This is a genomic window from Luteimonas sp. A501 (genome assembly GCF_054052085.1).
Genome location: NZ_JBSVRI010000001.1, coordinates 1253434 through 1267123, shown reverse-complemented (window position 1 = coordinate 1267123; position 13690 = coordinate 1253434). Strand labels below are relative to the sequence as shown.

At 67.9% G+C, this 13690-nt stretch carries 15 protein-coding genes; 5 read left to right on the top strand and 10 right to left on the bottom strand.

From position 1 onward, the window contains the following. The first annotated feature begins 8 nt into the window (after window positions 1–8). The gene (locus ACW7G5_RS05790) at window positions 9–1214 is read left to right on the top strand and encodes an acetyl-CoA C-acyltransferase (protein ID WP_457002587.1); all 1206 of its coding nucleotides are present in this window, start codon (window positions 9–11) and stop codon (window positions 1212–1214) included. A gap of 72 nt (window positions 1215–1286) precedes the next feature. Here ACW7G5_RS05790 and ACW7G5_RS05785 read toward each other — a convergent pair whose 3' ends face one another. The 10 genes from ACW7G5_RS05785 to cmk form a co-directional block, all read right to left on the bottom strand. After that, entirely contained in the window at window positions 1287–1886 is a 600-nt protein-coding gene (locus ACW7G5_RS05785) for a hypothetical protein (RefSeq protein ID WP_457002585.1), read from the bottom strand. Between the two features lie 122 nt (window positions 1887–2008). Beyond that, window positions 2009–2536: a hypothetical protein gene (locus ACW7G5_RS05780; protein ID WP_457002583.1), complete on the bottom strand. Its 528-nt coding sequence runs from the start codon at window positions 2534–2536 to the stop codon at window positions 2009–2011. Between the two features lie 122 nt (window positions 2537–2658). Beyond that, complete coding sequence (gene galU / locus ACW7G5_RS05775; RefSeq protein ID WP_457002582.1) at window positions 2659–3558, bottom strand: UTP--glucose-1-phosphate uridylyltransferase GalU; 900 nt, start codon at window positions 3556–3558, stop codon at window positions 2659–2661. After that, on the bottom strand, window positions 3555–5465 hold the full coding sequence (locus ACW7G5_RS05770; protein WP_457002580.1) for a polysaccharide biosynthesis protein: 1911 nt from the start codon (window positions 5463–5465) through the stop codon (window positions 3555–3557). Before ACW7G5_RS05770 ends, galU begins: the two co-directional genes overlap by 4 nt. Then, window positions 5466–6488 (bottom strand): MraY family glycosyltransferase, encoded by a 1023-nt coding sequence (locus ACW7G5_RS05765; protein ID WP_457002578.1) that lies wholly within the window; start codon window positions 6486–6488, stop codon window positions 5466–5468. After that, a complete protein-coding gene (gene lapB, locus ACW7G5_RS05760; protein WP_457002576.1) occupies window positions 6488–7666 on the bottom strand; it encodes a lipopolysaccharide assembly protein LapB in 1179 nt (392 codons plus the stop codon). The genes ACW7G5_RS05765 and lapB overlap by 1 nt, the downstream gene beginning before the upstream one ends. Window position 7667: 1 nt before the next feature. Further along, window positions 7668–7922: a LapA family protein gene (locus ACW7G5_RS05755; protein WP_343279266.1), complete on the bottom strand. Its 255-nt coding sequence runs from the start codon at window positions 7920–7922 to the stop codon at window positions 7668–7670. 46 nt (window positions 7923–7968) lie between these two features. Beyond that, window positions 7969–8271, bottom strand: coding sequence for an integration host factor subunit beta (locus ACW7G5_RS05750; RefSeq protein ID WP_343275540.1), 303 nt, complete (start codon window positions 8269–8271; stop codon window positions 7969–7971). Window positions 8272–8341: 70 nt separating this feature from the next. Continuing rightward, window positions 8342–10030 carry a 30S ribosomal protein S1 gene (gene rpsA / locus ACW7G5_RS05745; RefSeq protein WP_457002573.1) on the bottom strand — a complete coding sequence of 563 codons (1689 nt, stop codon included), beginning with the start codon at window positions 10028–10030 and terminating at the stop codon, window positions 8342–8344. 159 nt (window positions 10031–10189) lie between these two features. Next, window positions 10190–10873, bottom strand: coding sequence for a (d)CMP kinase (gene cmk, locus ACW7G5_RS05740; protein WP_457002571.1), 684 nt, complete (start codon window positions 10871–10873; stop codon window positions 10190–10192). A gap of 132 nt (window positions 10874–11005) precedes the next feature. On the opposite strand from cmk, the gene ykgO reads away from it, so the two are divergent. The 4 genes from ykgO to ACW7G5_RS05720 all read left to right on the top strand — a co-directional run bounded on the left by ykgO (window position 11006) and on the right by ACW7G5_RS05720 (window position 13666). Beyond that, window positions 11006–11131, top strand: a complete 126-nt coding sequence (gene ykgO / locus ACW7G5_RS05735; RefSeq protein WP_005409283.1) for a type B 50S ribosomal protein L36 — start codon at window positions 11006–11008, stop codon at window positions 11129–11131. A 205-nt stretch (window positions 11132–11336) separates the two neighbouring features. Further along, window positions 11337–11663 (top strand): hypothetical protein, encoded by a 327-nt coding sequence (locus ACW7G5_RS05730; protein ID WP_457002568.1) that lies wholly within the window; start codon window positions 11337–11339, stop codon window positions 11661–11663. Window positions 11664–11667: 4 nt separating this feature from the next. Continuing rightward, window positions 11668–12699, top strand: coding sequence for an agmatine deiminase family protein (locus tag ACW7G5_RS05725; RefSeq protein WP_457002567.1), 1032 nt, complete (start codon window positions 11668–11670; stop codon window positions 12697–12699). A gap of 61 nt (window positions 12700–12760) precedes the next feature. Next, entirely contained in the window at window positions 12761–13666 is a 906-nt protein-coding gene (locus ACW7G5_RS05720) for a carbon-nitrogen hydrolase (RefSeq protein WP_457002565.1), read from the top strand. Window positions 13667–13690: the final 24 nt, after the last annotated feature.

The window sequence follows — 13690 nt, the reverse complement described above, 5'->3', positions numbered from 1 at the left end:
ACAACTCAATGAGCAAGCAGATCCAGGACGCCTACATCGTCGCCGCCACCCGCACCCCGGTCGGCAAGGCGCCCAAGGGCGTGTTTCGCAATACCCGGCCCGACGACATGCTGGCGCACGTGCTGAAGAGCGTCGTTGCGCAGGCGCCGGGCATCGACGTCAACCGCATCGACGACGCGATCATCGGCTGCGCCATGCCCGAGGGCGAGCAGGGCATGAACGTGGCGCGCATCGGCGTGCTGCTGGCCGGCCTGCCCGACACCGTGGCCGCGCAGACCATCAACCGCTTCTGTTCGTCGGGGCTGCAGGCCGTGGCGCTGGCGGCGGACCAGATCCGGTTGGGCAACGCCGACCTGGTGCTCGCCGGCGGCACCGAGAGCATGAGCATGGTGCCGATGATGGGCAACAAGGTCGCGCTTTCGCCGGCGGTGTTCCGCGACGACCACGTCGCCATCGCCTACGGCATGGGCATCACCGCGGAGAAGGTGGCCGAAGAGTGGAAGGTCTCGCGCGAGGACCAGGATGCGTTCGCGCTGGCGTCGCACCAGAAGGCACTGGCGGCGCAGAAGGCCGGCGAGTTCCGCGACGAAATCTCGTCGCTGGAGATCATCTCGCGCCAGCCCGACCTGGGCGGCGGCAGCGTGCGGCTCAGGAAGCTGCTGGTCGAGCACGACGAGGGCCCGCGCCCCGACACCTCGCTTGAAGGGCTCGCCAAGCTGCGCGCGGTGTTCCGCAACGGGCAGTTCGGGGGTACGGTGACCGCGGGCAACTCATCGCAGATGAGCGATGGCGCCGGTGCCGTACTGGTTGCCTCGGAGCAGGCGATCAAGGATTACGGCCTGACCCCGTTGGCACGATTCGTGTCGTTCTCGGTCGCAGGCGTGCGTCCGGAGGTAATGGGCATCGGCCCGATCGCGGCGATCCCGAAGGCGCTGAAGCAGGCCGGCCTGACCAAGGACCAGTTGGACTGGATCGAACTCAACGAAGCGTTCGCCGCCCAGGCACTGGCCGTCATCCGCGACTCCGGGCTTGATCCCGACAAGGTCAACCCGCTCGGCGGCGCGATCGCGCTCGGCCACCCTCTCGGCGCCACCGGTGCGGTGCGCACCGCGACCATCGTCCACGGCATGCGACGTCGCAACCAGAAGTACGGCATGGTCACCATGTGCATCGGCACCGGCATGGGCGCCGCCGGCATCTTCGAGGCCCTGTAACGGAAAGGGGCGCCCCGGCGCCCCTTTTCTGCTTCCTGGCCGCACCTTGCGGGAGCCTGGCGAGCGTCGGGCTCAGCGCCCGCGGCCGTAGATTTCCACTCGTGTGCTGCCATCGGGATTCCTGCTGCGCGAGACCACCGAGTTCGGCATGCCGCTGCCGACGCCCGACATGTACATCAGGATCCAGTCCTCGGCCTTGCCACTGGTCTCGAACTGGGCGTCGACCCGGCACGTGCTGCTGCGGCAGTCGACGCTCAGCTGCTGTGGTTCGGCATTGGCCACAGCGAACTCCGGTTCGCTCGCCAGGCTGGTGAGTTCCTTGATCTTTCCGGGCGCCCATGCGGGGTCGACCTGCTCGCTGGCGAAGCGCTGCGCGGACTCTTCGCGCAGGGCCCTGGTACGGGCCTGGTGCTCCTCGCGCATCTCCGCCCGTCGCTCGACATGGCCGAGTACACCCTCATCGCGCAGCGACCTGTCGGCCTGTGGGGCACGCACGCGCGTCGCCTCCGGTGGCGCGGTTGCGGGCACGCTGGCCACGGGCGCTTCAGCCACCTGCTGCGCCTGGTCGTGGGTATCGACCTGTTCCCGTCCGCGCAGGACAAAGGTTCCGGCGACCACCGCAAGCACGACGACGCCAGCGGCGATAAGGGGGATCCTGTTGCTTGGTTTCATCAATCGGTACTGCCTGCTTCTTCTGGGTGACCGCAAGTGTCAATGATTGCCCGGACCAAAAAAAGGGTGCCGGGTTTACCCGGCACCCCTCGGATGTCGCATGGAGCAGGCTTCAGCCGCGATCAGACCGCGGCGTCAGCTTCTTCCCAGAACACGTAGGTATCGTTGATGCCGACACCAGCGGGCAGGCGGCAGTTGATGGCCACGAGGCCGGACTGCATGCCACCGCCTTCGAAGTCTTCGTCGAACCAGTAGAGGTTGGCGTCCTCACCGCTGCCGTTGGCCGGGATCTCGACGCTCAGCGACACGTACTCGTTCTCGCCACCGGCGTAGCCGGTCACGCCGCTGCAGGTCACGGTGACGGCTGCGTCGGTGTTGTTGGTGAAGTAGGTATCGACGAGGAACGACGAGTTGTTCACGGCCGCGCCGGAGTCGAACTCGAAGCCGCAGGTGACGTAGCTGGCCTGCGAACCTTCGTTCTGGATCGCCAGCGGACGCTTGCGGATCGCAGTCTCAAAAGCGGGCAGCGCGCCCTGGCAGCGCGCGACGGCCTGCGAAGAATTGGCGTGCAGGCTCTGCGCGGTGGCCGGAATGCTGTAGGTGGCTGCGACGGCAAGCGTCAGGCCAGCAATGGTTGTTGCAAGCTTCATGAAGCGTTCTCTCCCTTGGTGATGTGCTGTCAAGCGATCAGGGGCACGTAACCCGCACCCTTCCTGACCGCCTGAATATACCCCTGCCCTCCCGACAATGTCACCTATCGGAAGGGACGATCCTACGAATCCACCACTCCCAGCTCGGCCAGCGCGTCGCGCATGAAGCCCTGGGCCGACTCGCTGAGCTTTTCGTGGTCCAGCGCGTGCCTGATGGTGGCTTCGATCAGCCCGAGGTGGGTGCCGCAATCGAAGCGCGTGCCTTGGAAACGATAGGCCAGCACCTGCTCTTCGGCCAGCAGCGCGGATATCGCGTCGGTAAGCTGGATTTCGCCGCCGGCACCTGGCTTTGTGGTTTCGAGCAGCCCGAAAATGCGCGGTGACAGCACATAGCGTCCGACCACGGCAAGGTTGCTCGGTGCATCGGCAGGCGCCGGCTTCTCGACGATCGCCGTAACCTGCCCCTGGCGATCGCTGAACTCGCCGGTCGCGACGATGCCGTAGCTGGAGACCTGTTCCGGGGCCACCGCCTGGGTCGCGATCACGCTGGCTCCGCTGGCTTCGGCCAGGTCGGCCATCTGCCGCAGTGCGCCAGGGCCGTCGCGGTTCCAGATCAAATCGTCAGGCAGGATCACCGCGAACGGCTCGTCCCCCACCACCGGCTTGGCACACAGCACGGCGTGGCCCAGGCCGAGGGCCTCGGTCTGGGTCACGAAGATCGCCTGGACCCCGGCCGGGAGCACGTTGCGCACGACCTCGAGCAGCTCCAGCTTGCCCGATGCCTCGAGCTTCTGCTCCAGCTCGTAGGCCTTGTCGAAGTAGTCGGCCACGGCGTGCTTGTAGCGATTGGTGACGAACACCAGGGTGTCGCAGCCTGCGTCGATTGCCTCGTCGACCGCGTACTGGATGAGCGGGCGATCGACGATCGGCAGCATCTCCTTGGGAACGGTCTTGGTGGCGGGCAGGAACCGGGTGCCCAGGCCCGCCACGGGGAATACTGCCTTGCGAATGCGTTGCTTCATGTCCTTCTTGCGTTCCTCGCTGGAAATGCGACCACGGTTGCCGCCCGCGGCGCCGAATCCGCGGCCAGCGGCGCGAACTCCGGCACCGACTCACGCAGCACCTGGCCAAGGGCGTCGATATCGTAGCTTGCCACCGCTTCGTGCAACTTCGTGAGCGCGGACTCGATGCGGTCGCCGGCCACGCTGCGCGCCTCGGCCTGCAGGATCTTGGGATGCGCCGTGGGCCGGTAGCGCTCCTCGGAGTGGAACAGGGTCTCGTGCAGCTTCTCGCCCGGGCGCAGGCCGGTGTAGACCACTGCGATGTCGCGTCCCGGCTGCTTGCCTGCCAGGGTGATCATCTGCTCGGCGAGCAGGCGGATCGACACCGCTTCGCCCATGTCCAAGGTGTAGACGGCCTGCAGCGAACCGATCGCAACGGCCTGCAGGATCAACTGGCAGGCCTCGGGGATGGTCATGAAGTAGCGCGTGACCTCCGGGTCGGTCACCGTGACCGGCCCGCCCTGGCGGATCTGCTCGCGGAACAGAGGCACCACGCTGCCCGCGGAATCAAGCACGTTGCCGAAGCGCACGGTGACAAAACGCGTGCCCTCGACCCCGGTCATCGCCTGGCAGACCATCTCGGCAAGGCGCTTGGTCGCGCCGAGCACGTTTACCGGATCGACGGCCTTGTCGGTGGAGATCAGGACAAAGGTGCCTACGCCTGCCGCGTTTGCCTCGCGGGCAACCGTGGCAGTGGCCAGGACGTTGTTGCGCACCGCCTCGCGCAGCTGCCCCTCCAGCACCGGCACCTGCTTGTAGGCGGCCGCATGGAACACCGCTTCGGGCGGCGACAGCGACAGGGCGTGGCGGATCACGGCCGGATCGCCGCAGTCGCCGAGCACCGGCAGGCAATCGATCTGCGGGAAGTCGCGGCGCAGTTCGCTCTGGGTGGTTGCAAGGGCCAGCTCGTCGATCTCGATCAGGGTGATCTGTCGCGCCCCGTGGCGCGCGCACTGGCGGCACAGCTCCGCGCCGATCGAGCCACCGGCGCCAGTGACCAGCACGCTGCGCCCGCCCAGCCAGCCACGGATCGCCTTCCAGTCGGGCGTGACCGGCTTGCGGCCCAGCAGGTCCTCGATGGCGACTTCCTTGAGTTCGCCAGGCAGCGACCGGCCCTCGAGCAGGTCATTGAGCCTCGGCACGGTACGGAACGGCAGCCCGGTGCGTTCGCAGGCGGCCACCACGCGGCGCATGGCGGTCGCATCCAGCGAAGGCATCGCGATCACCAGCAGCTTGGCCGCGGTTTCCGGGGCGATGCGGGCGACGTCTTCGATGCGGCCAAGTACCGGCAGGCCTTGCAGATAGCTGCCGCGCAGCTTCGCGGCATCGTCGAGGAAGCCGACCGGCTGGTAGGCGCCGACCCGCCGCAGGTCGCGGACCAGCGCTTCGCCTGCCTGGCCTGCGCCGAGGATGAGCACGCGCAGCGCCGCCTTGTCGGTACGCTCGTTGCCGTGGTCCTTCCACGCCCGGTACAGGAGCCTGGGCATGCCCAGCAGCGCCGACAGCACGACTGGATAGGCCAACATCACCGTGCGCGAGACCTGGCCCGCCCGGTCGAAGACGAAAAACAGCAGCGGCAGGATCGCCAGCAACCCGAACAGACTGGCCTTGATAATGTTGACCAGGTCGGGAATGCTCGCGAACCGCCAGACCCCGCGGTACAGGCCGACCTGCCAGAAGATGAGCCCCTGCACGATCAGGATCAGCAGCATCTCCGGCGACAGCAACGGCGCAACCGCCGCCTGGTCCAGTGCGGAATGCCGGAAATAATTGAGCCCCGCCCATGCCGCCCAGACCATGAGCAGGTCATGCACCACGACCGAAGCACGCGGCAGGCCTGTCCGGACGCGGTCGCTCAAACTGATCATCTAGCGGGCATTCCTTTTCTTGATGTGATCGGCGTTCGTGATGACATGCCAGGCCAGTGTTCCGGTCACGACGCAGATCACTGCCATCGCCACTCCGATCGCGACGCCCTGCCTTGCCGCCGCGCTGGCCATGGCGACGGCTGCCAGGGTCCACGCACCATAAAGCAAGGTTACCGGCACATGCGACCCGCGGGCGGCCGCCAGGCGCTGGTACGCGTGTCCGACGTGCGCCGACCACCAGCGCTCGCGGCGCACGATGCGCCTTCCCAGCGTCAACGCCGCGTCAATCAGGAAGGCCGAGAGCGGAAGGAAGACCAGCGGGACCAGGCCTGCGCCATCTCCCGTGCGCTCCGGCAGCAGGATCAGGACGGCCAGCACCGCCAGCGCAAAGCCGAGAACGCCGCTGCCGACATCGCCAAGGAAGATCGAAGCCCGCGGGAAATTGAAAGGCAGGAAGCCCAGGCATGCGGCGGCAAGCCCCAGCGCGGCCAATACCGATCCGGGGTCCTTCGACAGCAGCGCGAATCCCACCGCCGCGAGCGCCGCCTGGCTGGTGGCCAGGCCGTCGATTCCGTCCATGAAGTTCCAGACATTGACCAGCACCGGCACCGCCAGCAGCGCCGCGGCCGCAAGCCAAGCGGCGCCACCGGCAGCCACGAGCCCCGCGGCCAGGGCCAGCCCCGCGATCACATGTGCCGCCAGCCGCCACCAGGGCGACAGTGGGCGGTGATCGTCGATATAACCGGCACCGCCCACGAGCAGCACCCCGACAACGGCGGCCGCAGCCAGGGGGCCGGGCAGTCGGCCTTCCGCCGCCAGCACGACGCAGGCCAGCAGCCAGGCCACCGCGATCCCGATGCCGCCTCCGCGCGGAGTCGGCACCTCGTGGCTGCGGCGCTCACCCGGCATGTCGAGCAGGCCGTGTCGAAACGCGTGGCGCCTCGCCAGCCATGCGCCCGCCGCGGCTACCGTGGCAGCCATCGCCAGCCACGGCAGCGTGCTTGTCCAGTCGAGGGGCGCCATCAGACCACGGCGTAGTTCAGCAAGGGCTTGATGCTGCCCCATTCCTTGCAAGAGGGACATTGCCAATGGTGGCTGCGCGCCCCGAAGCCGCAGCGGTTGCAGCGATACGCGGGGTTGCGCACCAGCAGCTGGTCGGTGATGTGGCGCAGGTCCTGCAGCGTGGCGGCTTCGTGGCCGCCTTCGGCGAGGGTCAGGTCGATCAGCGCCGCCTCACCGCGGACCGAAGGCCGGTCCTTCAGCTGTTCCGCAAGAAAGCGCCGCGCCGCCGGGACCCCCTCCTCCGCCTCGACCAGCCGGGTCAGGGCAAGGACGGGAGCGACGCCCCTGTAGTGCTCGCTCATCTCGGTCAGGAACGCGCGCGCGCCGGGGGAATCACCAACGCGCTCGTAGGCCGACCGCAGGGGCGAAAGGATCTCGGGAAGGTAGTCGGGGTCGTGACGCGCCGCGCGCTCGTATGCGCGGATGGCCGCGGCGTCGTTGCCGGCATCGATCTCGAGCCGCCCTTCAAGCATGCCCGCGCGCACCGACGTCGAGTCCGCGGCGTACGCGCGTACCACCGCCTGGCGCGCGCCGTCGTGGTCGCCCCCGGCGCGCAGGCGCTCGGCAAGCTCGCATTCGAACTGTCCGATCAGCTTGCCCATCGGCTCGCCGGTCACCTGTTCGTAGCGGGTAGCGTTCTCGATCGCCTTCGGCCAGTCGCGTTCGGCCTGGTAGATGTCGATCAGGTGCCGCAGGGCCTGCGGCGCGCGCTGGTCGATGGCTGCAAGTTCGGTGAACACGGTTTCGGCGCGGTCGAGCAGGCCCGAGCGCATGTAGTCCTCGCCCAACGCCAGCAGCGCCTGCACCTTTTGCTGGTCGTTGAGGTCGGGGCGCTGGACCAGGCCCTGGTGCAGCCGGATCGCCCGGTCGACCTCGCCGCGGCGGCGGAACAGATGCCCCAGCGCGACCTGGGTCTCGAACGTTTCCTTGTCGAGCTCCGCGATGTGCAGGAACAGCTCGATCGCCTTGTCCGGCTGCTCGTTGAGCAGATAGTTCAAGCCGCGGAAATAGGTGGTGGAGAGCTTGCTGACCTGGCTGTCGCTGTGGCGCTCGCCGCCGCGGCGCCCGATCACCCATCCGCTGAGCGCGGCGATCGGCAGCAGCAGGAAGAACCAGAACCACTCGGTGACGAAAGCCATGTCAGTTCGCGTCCGTTGCATTGGGGCCGGCAGCCTCCCGGCGCCGGCGCTGGCGCAGCGGCAGGACCACCGACACCATGATTGCCAGGCCACCGGCGATGACGCCAAGCAGCAGGGTTGCCAGCAGGGCCACGCCAAGCGTGGGCCGCAGCACGGCAAGGCCGAAGTCGACCTGGACCACCTGGGGATTGAGTGCGCCCACTGCCACGCCCGTGACGAGGCACAGCATGGCGATGAGGATGCGGATCGGGCGCATGGGCGGCTAGCTTAGCCGAGCCCGTGGCCTGCAGTCAGCAAATGCTTCAGTCTTCGGCCGGCAGCGGCATGACGTCGCTGACGCGCTCGCGAAGCTCCTTGCCGGGCTTGAAATGGGGAACATGCTTGCCGGGCAGCGCGACGGCCTCGCCGGTCTTGGGATTGCGGCCGGTGCGCGGCGGGCGGTAGTGCAGCGAAAAACTGCCAAACCCCCGGACCTCGATGCGCTCGCCGTTGGCAAGGGCACCTCCCATCACCTCCAACAGCGACTTCACCGCAAGGTCGACGTCGTCGGCCTTCAGGTGGCCCTGGCGCTGGGCGAGGATTTCGATGAGTTCAGACTTGGTCATGGTGCCCTGGCTGGCGTCGGACAGCCGATGGCGGCCTGGTTTGACCAGGCCGCCGCCGGATACTGCGGTATTACTCGGACTTGCCGCCCAGCTGTTCGCGCAGCAGCGCGCCCAGCTTGGTGGTGCCGCTGGAGGCATCAGCCGAAGCGCGGTTGTACTCGGCCAGGGTATCGGCCACCTCGGCCTCGTCCTTCGCCTTGATCGACAGCTGCAGGGTGCGGCCCTTGCGATCCATGCCGGTGAACTTGGCTTCGATCGAATCGCCGACCTTCAGGTGCTGGCTGGCGTCTTCGATGCGCTCGTCGGAGATGTCGCGCGCCATCACGTAGCCCTCGACGCCGTCGGCAAGCTCGATCACCGCGCCCTTGGCGTCGACTTCCTTCACCGTACCGGTGACCTTCGAGCCACGCGGGTTGGCCGCCATGAACTGGCCGAACGGATCCTGCTCCAGCTGCTTGACGCCCAGGCTGATGCGCTCGCGCTCCGGGTCCACCGCAAGCACCACGGCTTCCAGCGTGTCGCCCTTCTTCAGCTCGCGCGCCACGTCTTCACCGGTGGTGGCCCAGCTCATGTCGGAGAGGTGGATCAGGCCGTCGATGCCGCCGTCCAGGCCGATGAAGATGCCGAAGTCGGTGATCGACTTGATCTGGCCGTCGACCTTGTCGCCCTTCTTGTGGATGGCCGCGAAGGTCTCCCACGGGTTGGACGTGACCTGCTTGATGCCCAGCGAGATGCGGCGACGCTCTTCGTCGACGTCCAGCACCATGACCTCGAGCTCGTCACCGACCTGCACGACCTTCTGCGGGTTGACGTTCTTGTTGGTCCAGTCCATTTCGGACACGTGCACCAGGCCCTCGACGCCCGGCTCGATCTCGACGAACGCGCCGTAATCGGTGACGTTGGAGACCTTGCCGAACACGCGGGTGTTGGACGGGTAGCGGCGGGCGATGTTGTCCCACGGATCCTCGCCCAGCTGCTTCAGGCCCAGGCTGACGCGGTTGCGCTCGCGGTCGTACTTGAGCACGCGAACGTCAAGCTCGGCGCCGACTTCAACGACTTCGGACGGATGGCGCACGCGCTTCCAGGCCATGTCGGTGATGTGCAGCAGGCCGTCGATGCCACCGAGGTCGACGAACGCGCCGTAGTCGGTGAGGTTCTTGACGACGCCCTTCAGCACGGCGCCCTCGACCAGCTTCTCCATCAGCTGCTCGCGCTCTTCCGAATGCTCGCTCTCGACCACCGCACGGCGGGAGACGACCACGTTGTTGCGCTTGCGGTCGAGCTTGATGAGCTTGAACTCGAGTTCCTTGCCTTCCAGGTACACCGGGTCGCGCACGGGGCGCACATCGACCAGCGAACCCGGCAGGAACGCGCGGACATCCTTGATGTCGACGGTGAAGCCGCCCTTGACCTTGCCGCTGATGCGGCCGGTGACGGTTTCGTTCTTCTCGAGGGCTTCCTCGAGCTCGTCCCATACCATGGCGCGCTTGGCCTTCTCGCGCGACAGCACGGTCTCGCCGAAGCCGTTCTCGAGGGAGTCGAGCGCGACCTTGACGATGTCGCCCTCGGCGACGTCGATCTCGCCGGCGTCGTTACGGAACTGTTCGATCGGCACGATGCCTTCGGACTTGAGGCCGGCGTTGATGACGACAACGTCGGTGCGCACCTGGATCACGGTGCCGGTGACGATGGAGCCCGGCTTCAGCTTGGCCAGGTGGGCCTCGCTCTGTTCGAACAGTTCTGCGAATGATTCGGTCATTGGAAAAATACTCTGTTGATGAAACAGACCGGGGCCGCGTGCGCGGGCCGTCGGTCCACCCGTTGTCGGCGCGCGCGGGATTGCGCCTTGCCGTGAGTGCTGGTTGGAAAAGGAAAATCCGCGCGGCGGATGCTGCGCGGGGCCACCTGCTGCGATGGATCAGGCCCCGTGGCCCGGCACCAGGGCCAGGACGCGTGCGACCACGGCATCGATGCCCTGGGCGGTGGTATCGATGCGGACGGCCCCTTCGGCCGGTCGCAACGGTGCCACCGCGCGGCTGGCGTCGCGCGCGTCGCGGGCAAGAATCTCCCGCAGCAGACCAGCCAATGTAACGGAAACCCCCTTGTCCTTCAACTGTTTATAGCGTCTTTCCGCGCGCTCCTCGGCGCTTGCGGTAAGGAATACCTTGGTCGCGGCATCGGGGAAGATCACCGTGCCCATGTCGCGGCCGTCGGCCACCAGGCCCGGCGCGCGGCGGAAGGCGCGCTGGCGCTCGGTCAGCGCCGAACGCACCTCGGGAATGGCCGCGATCGCCGAGGCGGCCGCGCCCGCGGTCTCGGTGCGCAGCTCGTCGGTGGCATCATTGCCGTTGACCAGCACCCGCGGCTCGCCGTCGGCGCTGTCACGGAAGCCGATCTCGGTGTCGAAAGCGCAGCGGACCAGGGCTCCGGCGTCGTCCAGGTCGAGGTCGGCCCAGCCCGCGGCCACGCCGACCGCGCGATACAGCGCCCCGGAATCCAGGTAGTTCCAGCCCAGTCGCTTGGCCACCGCGCGGCTGATCGTGCCCTTGCCCGAGCCCGAGGGGCCATCGATGGTGAGTACGGGGATGGCGGCGTCGGTCATGGCAGGCTCCGGGAGGGGGTGGCCATTCTAGACCGGCCAGCGCCCCCGGGCCCGCGGGCACTTGATCCGGGACGTGAATGCCCGCTAGAATTGCGGGCTTGTTTTGTCCCAACCATTTTTTCGAGGTTTGTCATGAAGGTCCTGTCCTCCCTGAAGTCGGCGAAGGCCCGTCACCGCGACTGCAAGGTCGTTCGTCGTCGCGGCAAGATCTTCGTGATCTGCAAGTCGAACCCGCGTTTCAAGGCCCGCCAGCGCTGAGCTGCGCGCCAGGGCGACCGGCGTGCGCTGCATGCCACGTTCGTCCGAACGCCCTGAAAGGCCGCAGCGATGCGGCCTTTCGCGTTTCCGGCCCGCCGCGGCGTGACCGCCCGCCCGCTTCTTCGCCCGTGTTCGCTGCAGGCACGCGCGATCTGTTAAAACCGCTGCGGCTGCAGTCCGTGCAGCGTCACCGGGGAGATCCGACATGCGCCTGTTCCTTGCACTGACCACCGCCGCCCTGCTTGCCGCCGCCGCCGGCGCCAGCGCCGATACACTGCTGATCGATCGCGTCCAGCATGAAGCCGGCGTCGCGCTGCCCACCCGCGGCATGGCCATGTCCGCGGTCGAGGCCCGCTTCGGCGCCCCCGCCGAACGCCTCGACCCGCGCGGCGGGCAAAAGAGCCAGTGGCCGACCATCAACCGCTGGGTCTACCCCGCCTTCACCGTCTACTTCGAGAACAGCCGGGTGATCGACGCCGTCGCCAACCAGGCCACCGCGGGCGAGACCGGGCCCAAGCCGCCGATCCGCTGAGCCGATGACCCTGAAGACCCTGCGTTTCCCCGCGGAGTGGGAGCCCCAGTCCGCGATCCTGCTGGCGTGGCCGCACGCCGACACCGACTGGGCCGAGCGCCTGGGCCAGGTCGAGGAGACCTACATCGCCCACGTCGCCGCGATCACCCGTTTCCAGCGGGTGCTCATCTGCGTGGCCGACGACGACGTCGAGGCCTACGCCCGCGCCAGGCTTGCCTCCAACCGCATCGACATGGCGCGGGTCGGCTTCATCGCCCTGCCCTACAACGACACCTGGCTGCGCGACACCGGCCCGATCACGCTCCGGGCCGGGGACGGCTTCGCGCTGCTCGACTTCCGCTTCACCGGTTGGGGCGGGAAGTTCGAGGCAGGCGAGGACGACCGCCTGGTGCAGCGCCTGCACGAAACTGGAATCTTCATTGACAGTTCGCTGCAAACTATTGATTTTGCTCTTGAAGGCGGCGGCATCGAGACCGATGGCCAAGGCAGCCTGCTGACCACCTGGCGCTGCCTGCACGAGCGCCATCCGCAAGCGTCCCGTGAAGAGCTCGACGCCTGGCTGCGCGGCTGGCTGCACCAGGACCGGGTGCTCTGGCTCGAGCATGGCTACCTCGAGGGCGACGATACCGACGCCCACGTCGACACCCTCGCCCGCTTTGCTCCGGACAACGCCATCGTCTTCCAGGCCTGCGACGACCCCGCCGACCCGCACCATGCGGAACTCGCGGCGATGGGCGCCGAGCTCGCCGCGCTGCGCACCGCCGACGGTCGCCCCTACCGGCTGTTCCCGCTGCCCTGGCCGCAGCCGGTGCTCGACCGCGGGCGCCGGCTCGCCGCCAGCTATGCCAACCACCTGGTGATCAACGACGCCGTGCTGATGCCCGCCTACGACGATCCGGCCGACGACCTCGCCGCTGCGGTGCTGGCCGAGGCCCATCCGGGCCGCGAAGTGGTGCAGGTGCCCTGCCGCGCACTGATCTGGCAGAACGGCAGCCTGCACTGCATCTCCATGCAGTTGCCGGCCGGCCTCATCTAGCGGACAGCAGCGCCGGCCTACAATGGCCGGCCCACGAAGCACCGCTGCAGGCCTGCAATCGATGAAGAAGACCAACACGCTCCCCGTCGCCCTCGTCCAGGAACGCAACCATGGCGGTGCGGCGGAGAACCTCGAGGTGATCGAAGCCCGCGTCGGCGAAGCCGCGCGCCAGGGCGCGAAGCTGGTCGTGCTGCAGGAGCTGCACAACGGGTCGTACTTCTGCCAGCACGAGTGCGTCGACGAGTTCGACCTCGCCGAGACGATTCCCGGCCCCAGTACCGAACGGCTGTCGACGCTGGCCAAGCAGCACGGCGTGGTCCTGGCCAGCTCGCTGTTCGAGAAGCGCGCCACCGGGCTGTACCACAACACCGCGGTGGTGCTCGACGCCGACGGCAGCATCGCCGGCAAGTACCGCAAGATGCACATCCCCGACGATCCCGGCTTCCACGAAAAGTTCTACTTCACGCCCGGCGACCTCGGATTCGAGCCGATCGACACCTCGGTCGGCCGCCTGGGCGTGCTGGTGTGCTGGGACCAGTGGTATCCCGAAGCCGCGCGGTTGATGGCGCTCGCGGGTGCGGAGCTGCTGCTCTACCCGACCGCCATCGGCTGGGATCCCACCGATGACCAGGACGAGAAACAGCGCCAGCGCGACGCCTGGATCCTGAGCCACCGCGGCCACGCGGTCGCCAACGGGCTGCCGGTGCTGTCCTGCAACCGCGTCGGCCACGAGCCGTCGCCACATGCTTCCGACAATCGCACCGGCGCGTCGGGCATCGACTTCTGGGGCAACAGCCACGTGCTCGGCCCGCAGGGCGAATTCATCGCCGAAGCCGGCGGCGACGCAACGATCCTGACCTGTGAGGTCGACCTGGGCCGCAGCGAGGACGTGCGGCGCATCTGGCCCTTCCTCCGCGACCGCCGCATCGACGCCTACGGCGACCTGCTGCGCCGCTACCGCGACTGACGCGCGCGCCGCAGCCCGCCCGAC

Excerpts from the sequence above, each read along its gene's own strand:
- ACW7G5_RS05790 (WP_457002587.1), top strand. The coding sequence starts at position 9 with ATGAGCAAGCAGATCCAGGACGCCTACATCGTCGCCGCCACCCGCACC.
- ACW7G5_RS05785 (WP_457002585.1), bottom strand. The coding sequence starts at position 1,886 with ATGAAACCAAGCAACAGGATCCCCCTTATCGCCGCTGGCGTCGTCGTG.
- ACW7G5_RS05780 (WP_457002583.1), bottom strand. The coding sequence starts at position 2,536 with ATGAAGCTTGCAACAACCATTGCTGGCCTGACGCTTGCCGTCGCAGCC.
- galU (WP_457002582.1), bottom strand. The coding sequence starts at position 3,558 with ATGAAGCAACGCATTCGCAAGGCAGTATTCCCCGTGGCGGGCCTGGGC.
- ACW7G5_RS05770 (WP_457002580.1), bottom strand. The coding sequence starts at position 5,465 with ATGATCAGTTTGAGCGACCGCGTCCGGACAGGCCTGCCGCGTGCTTCG.
- ACW7G5_RS05765 (WP_457002578.1), bottom strand. The coding sequence starts at position 6,488 with ATGGCGCCCCTCGACTGGACAAGCACGCTGCCGTGGCTGGCGATGGCT.
- lapB (WP_457002576.1), bottom strand. The coding sequence starts at position 7,666 with ATGGCTTTCGTCACCGAGTGGTTCTGGTTCTTCCTGCTGCTGCCGATC.
- ACW7G5_RS05755 (WP_343279266.1), bottom strand. The coding sequence starts at position 7,922 with ATGCGCCCGATCCGCATCCTCATCGCCATGCTGTGCCTCGTCACGGGC.
- ACW7G5_RS05750 (WP_343275540.1), bottom strand. The coding sequence starts at position 8,271 with ATGACCAAGTCTGAACTCATCGAAATCCTCGCCCAGCGCCAGGGCCAC.
- rpsA (WP_457002573.1), bottom strand. The coding sequence starts at position 10,030 with ATGACCGAATCATTCGCAGAACTGTTCGAACAGAGCGAGGCCCACCTG.
- cmk (WP_457002571.1), bottom strand. The coding sequence starts at position 10,873 with ATGACCGACGCCGCCATCCCCGTACTCACCATCGATGGCCCCTCGGGC.
- ykgO (WP_005409283.1), top strand. The coding sequence starts at position 11,006 with ATGAAGGTCCTGTCCTCCCTGAAGTCGGCGAAGGCCCGTCACCGCGAC.
- ACW7G5_RS05730 (WP_457002568.1), top strand. The coding sequence starts at position 11,337 with ATGCGCCTGTTCCTTGCACTGACCACCGCCGCCCTGCTTGCCGCCGCC.
- ACW7G5_RS05725 (WP_457002567.1), top strand. The coding sequence starts at position 11,668 with ATGACCCTGAAGACCCTGCGTTTCCCCGCGGAGTGGGAGCCCCAGTCC.
- ACW7G5_RS05720 (WP_457002565.1), top strand. The coding sequence starts at position 12,761 with ATGAAGAAGACCAACACGCTCCCCGTCGCCCTCGTCCAGGAACGCAAC.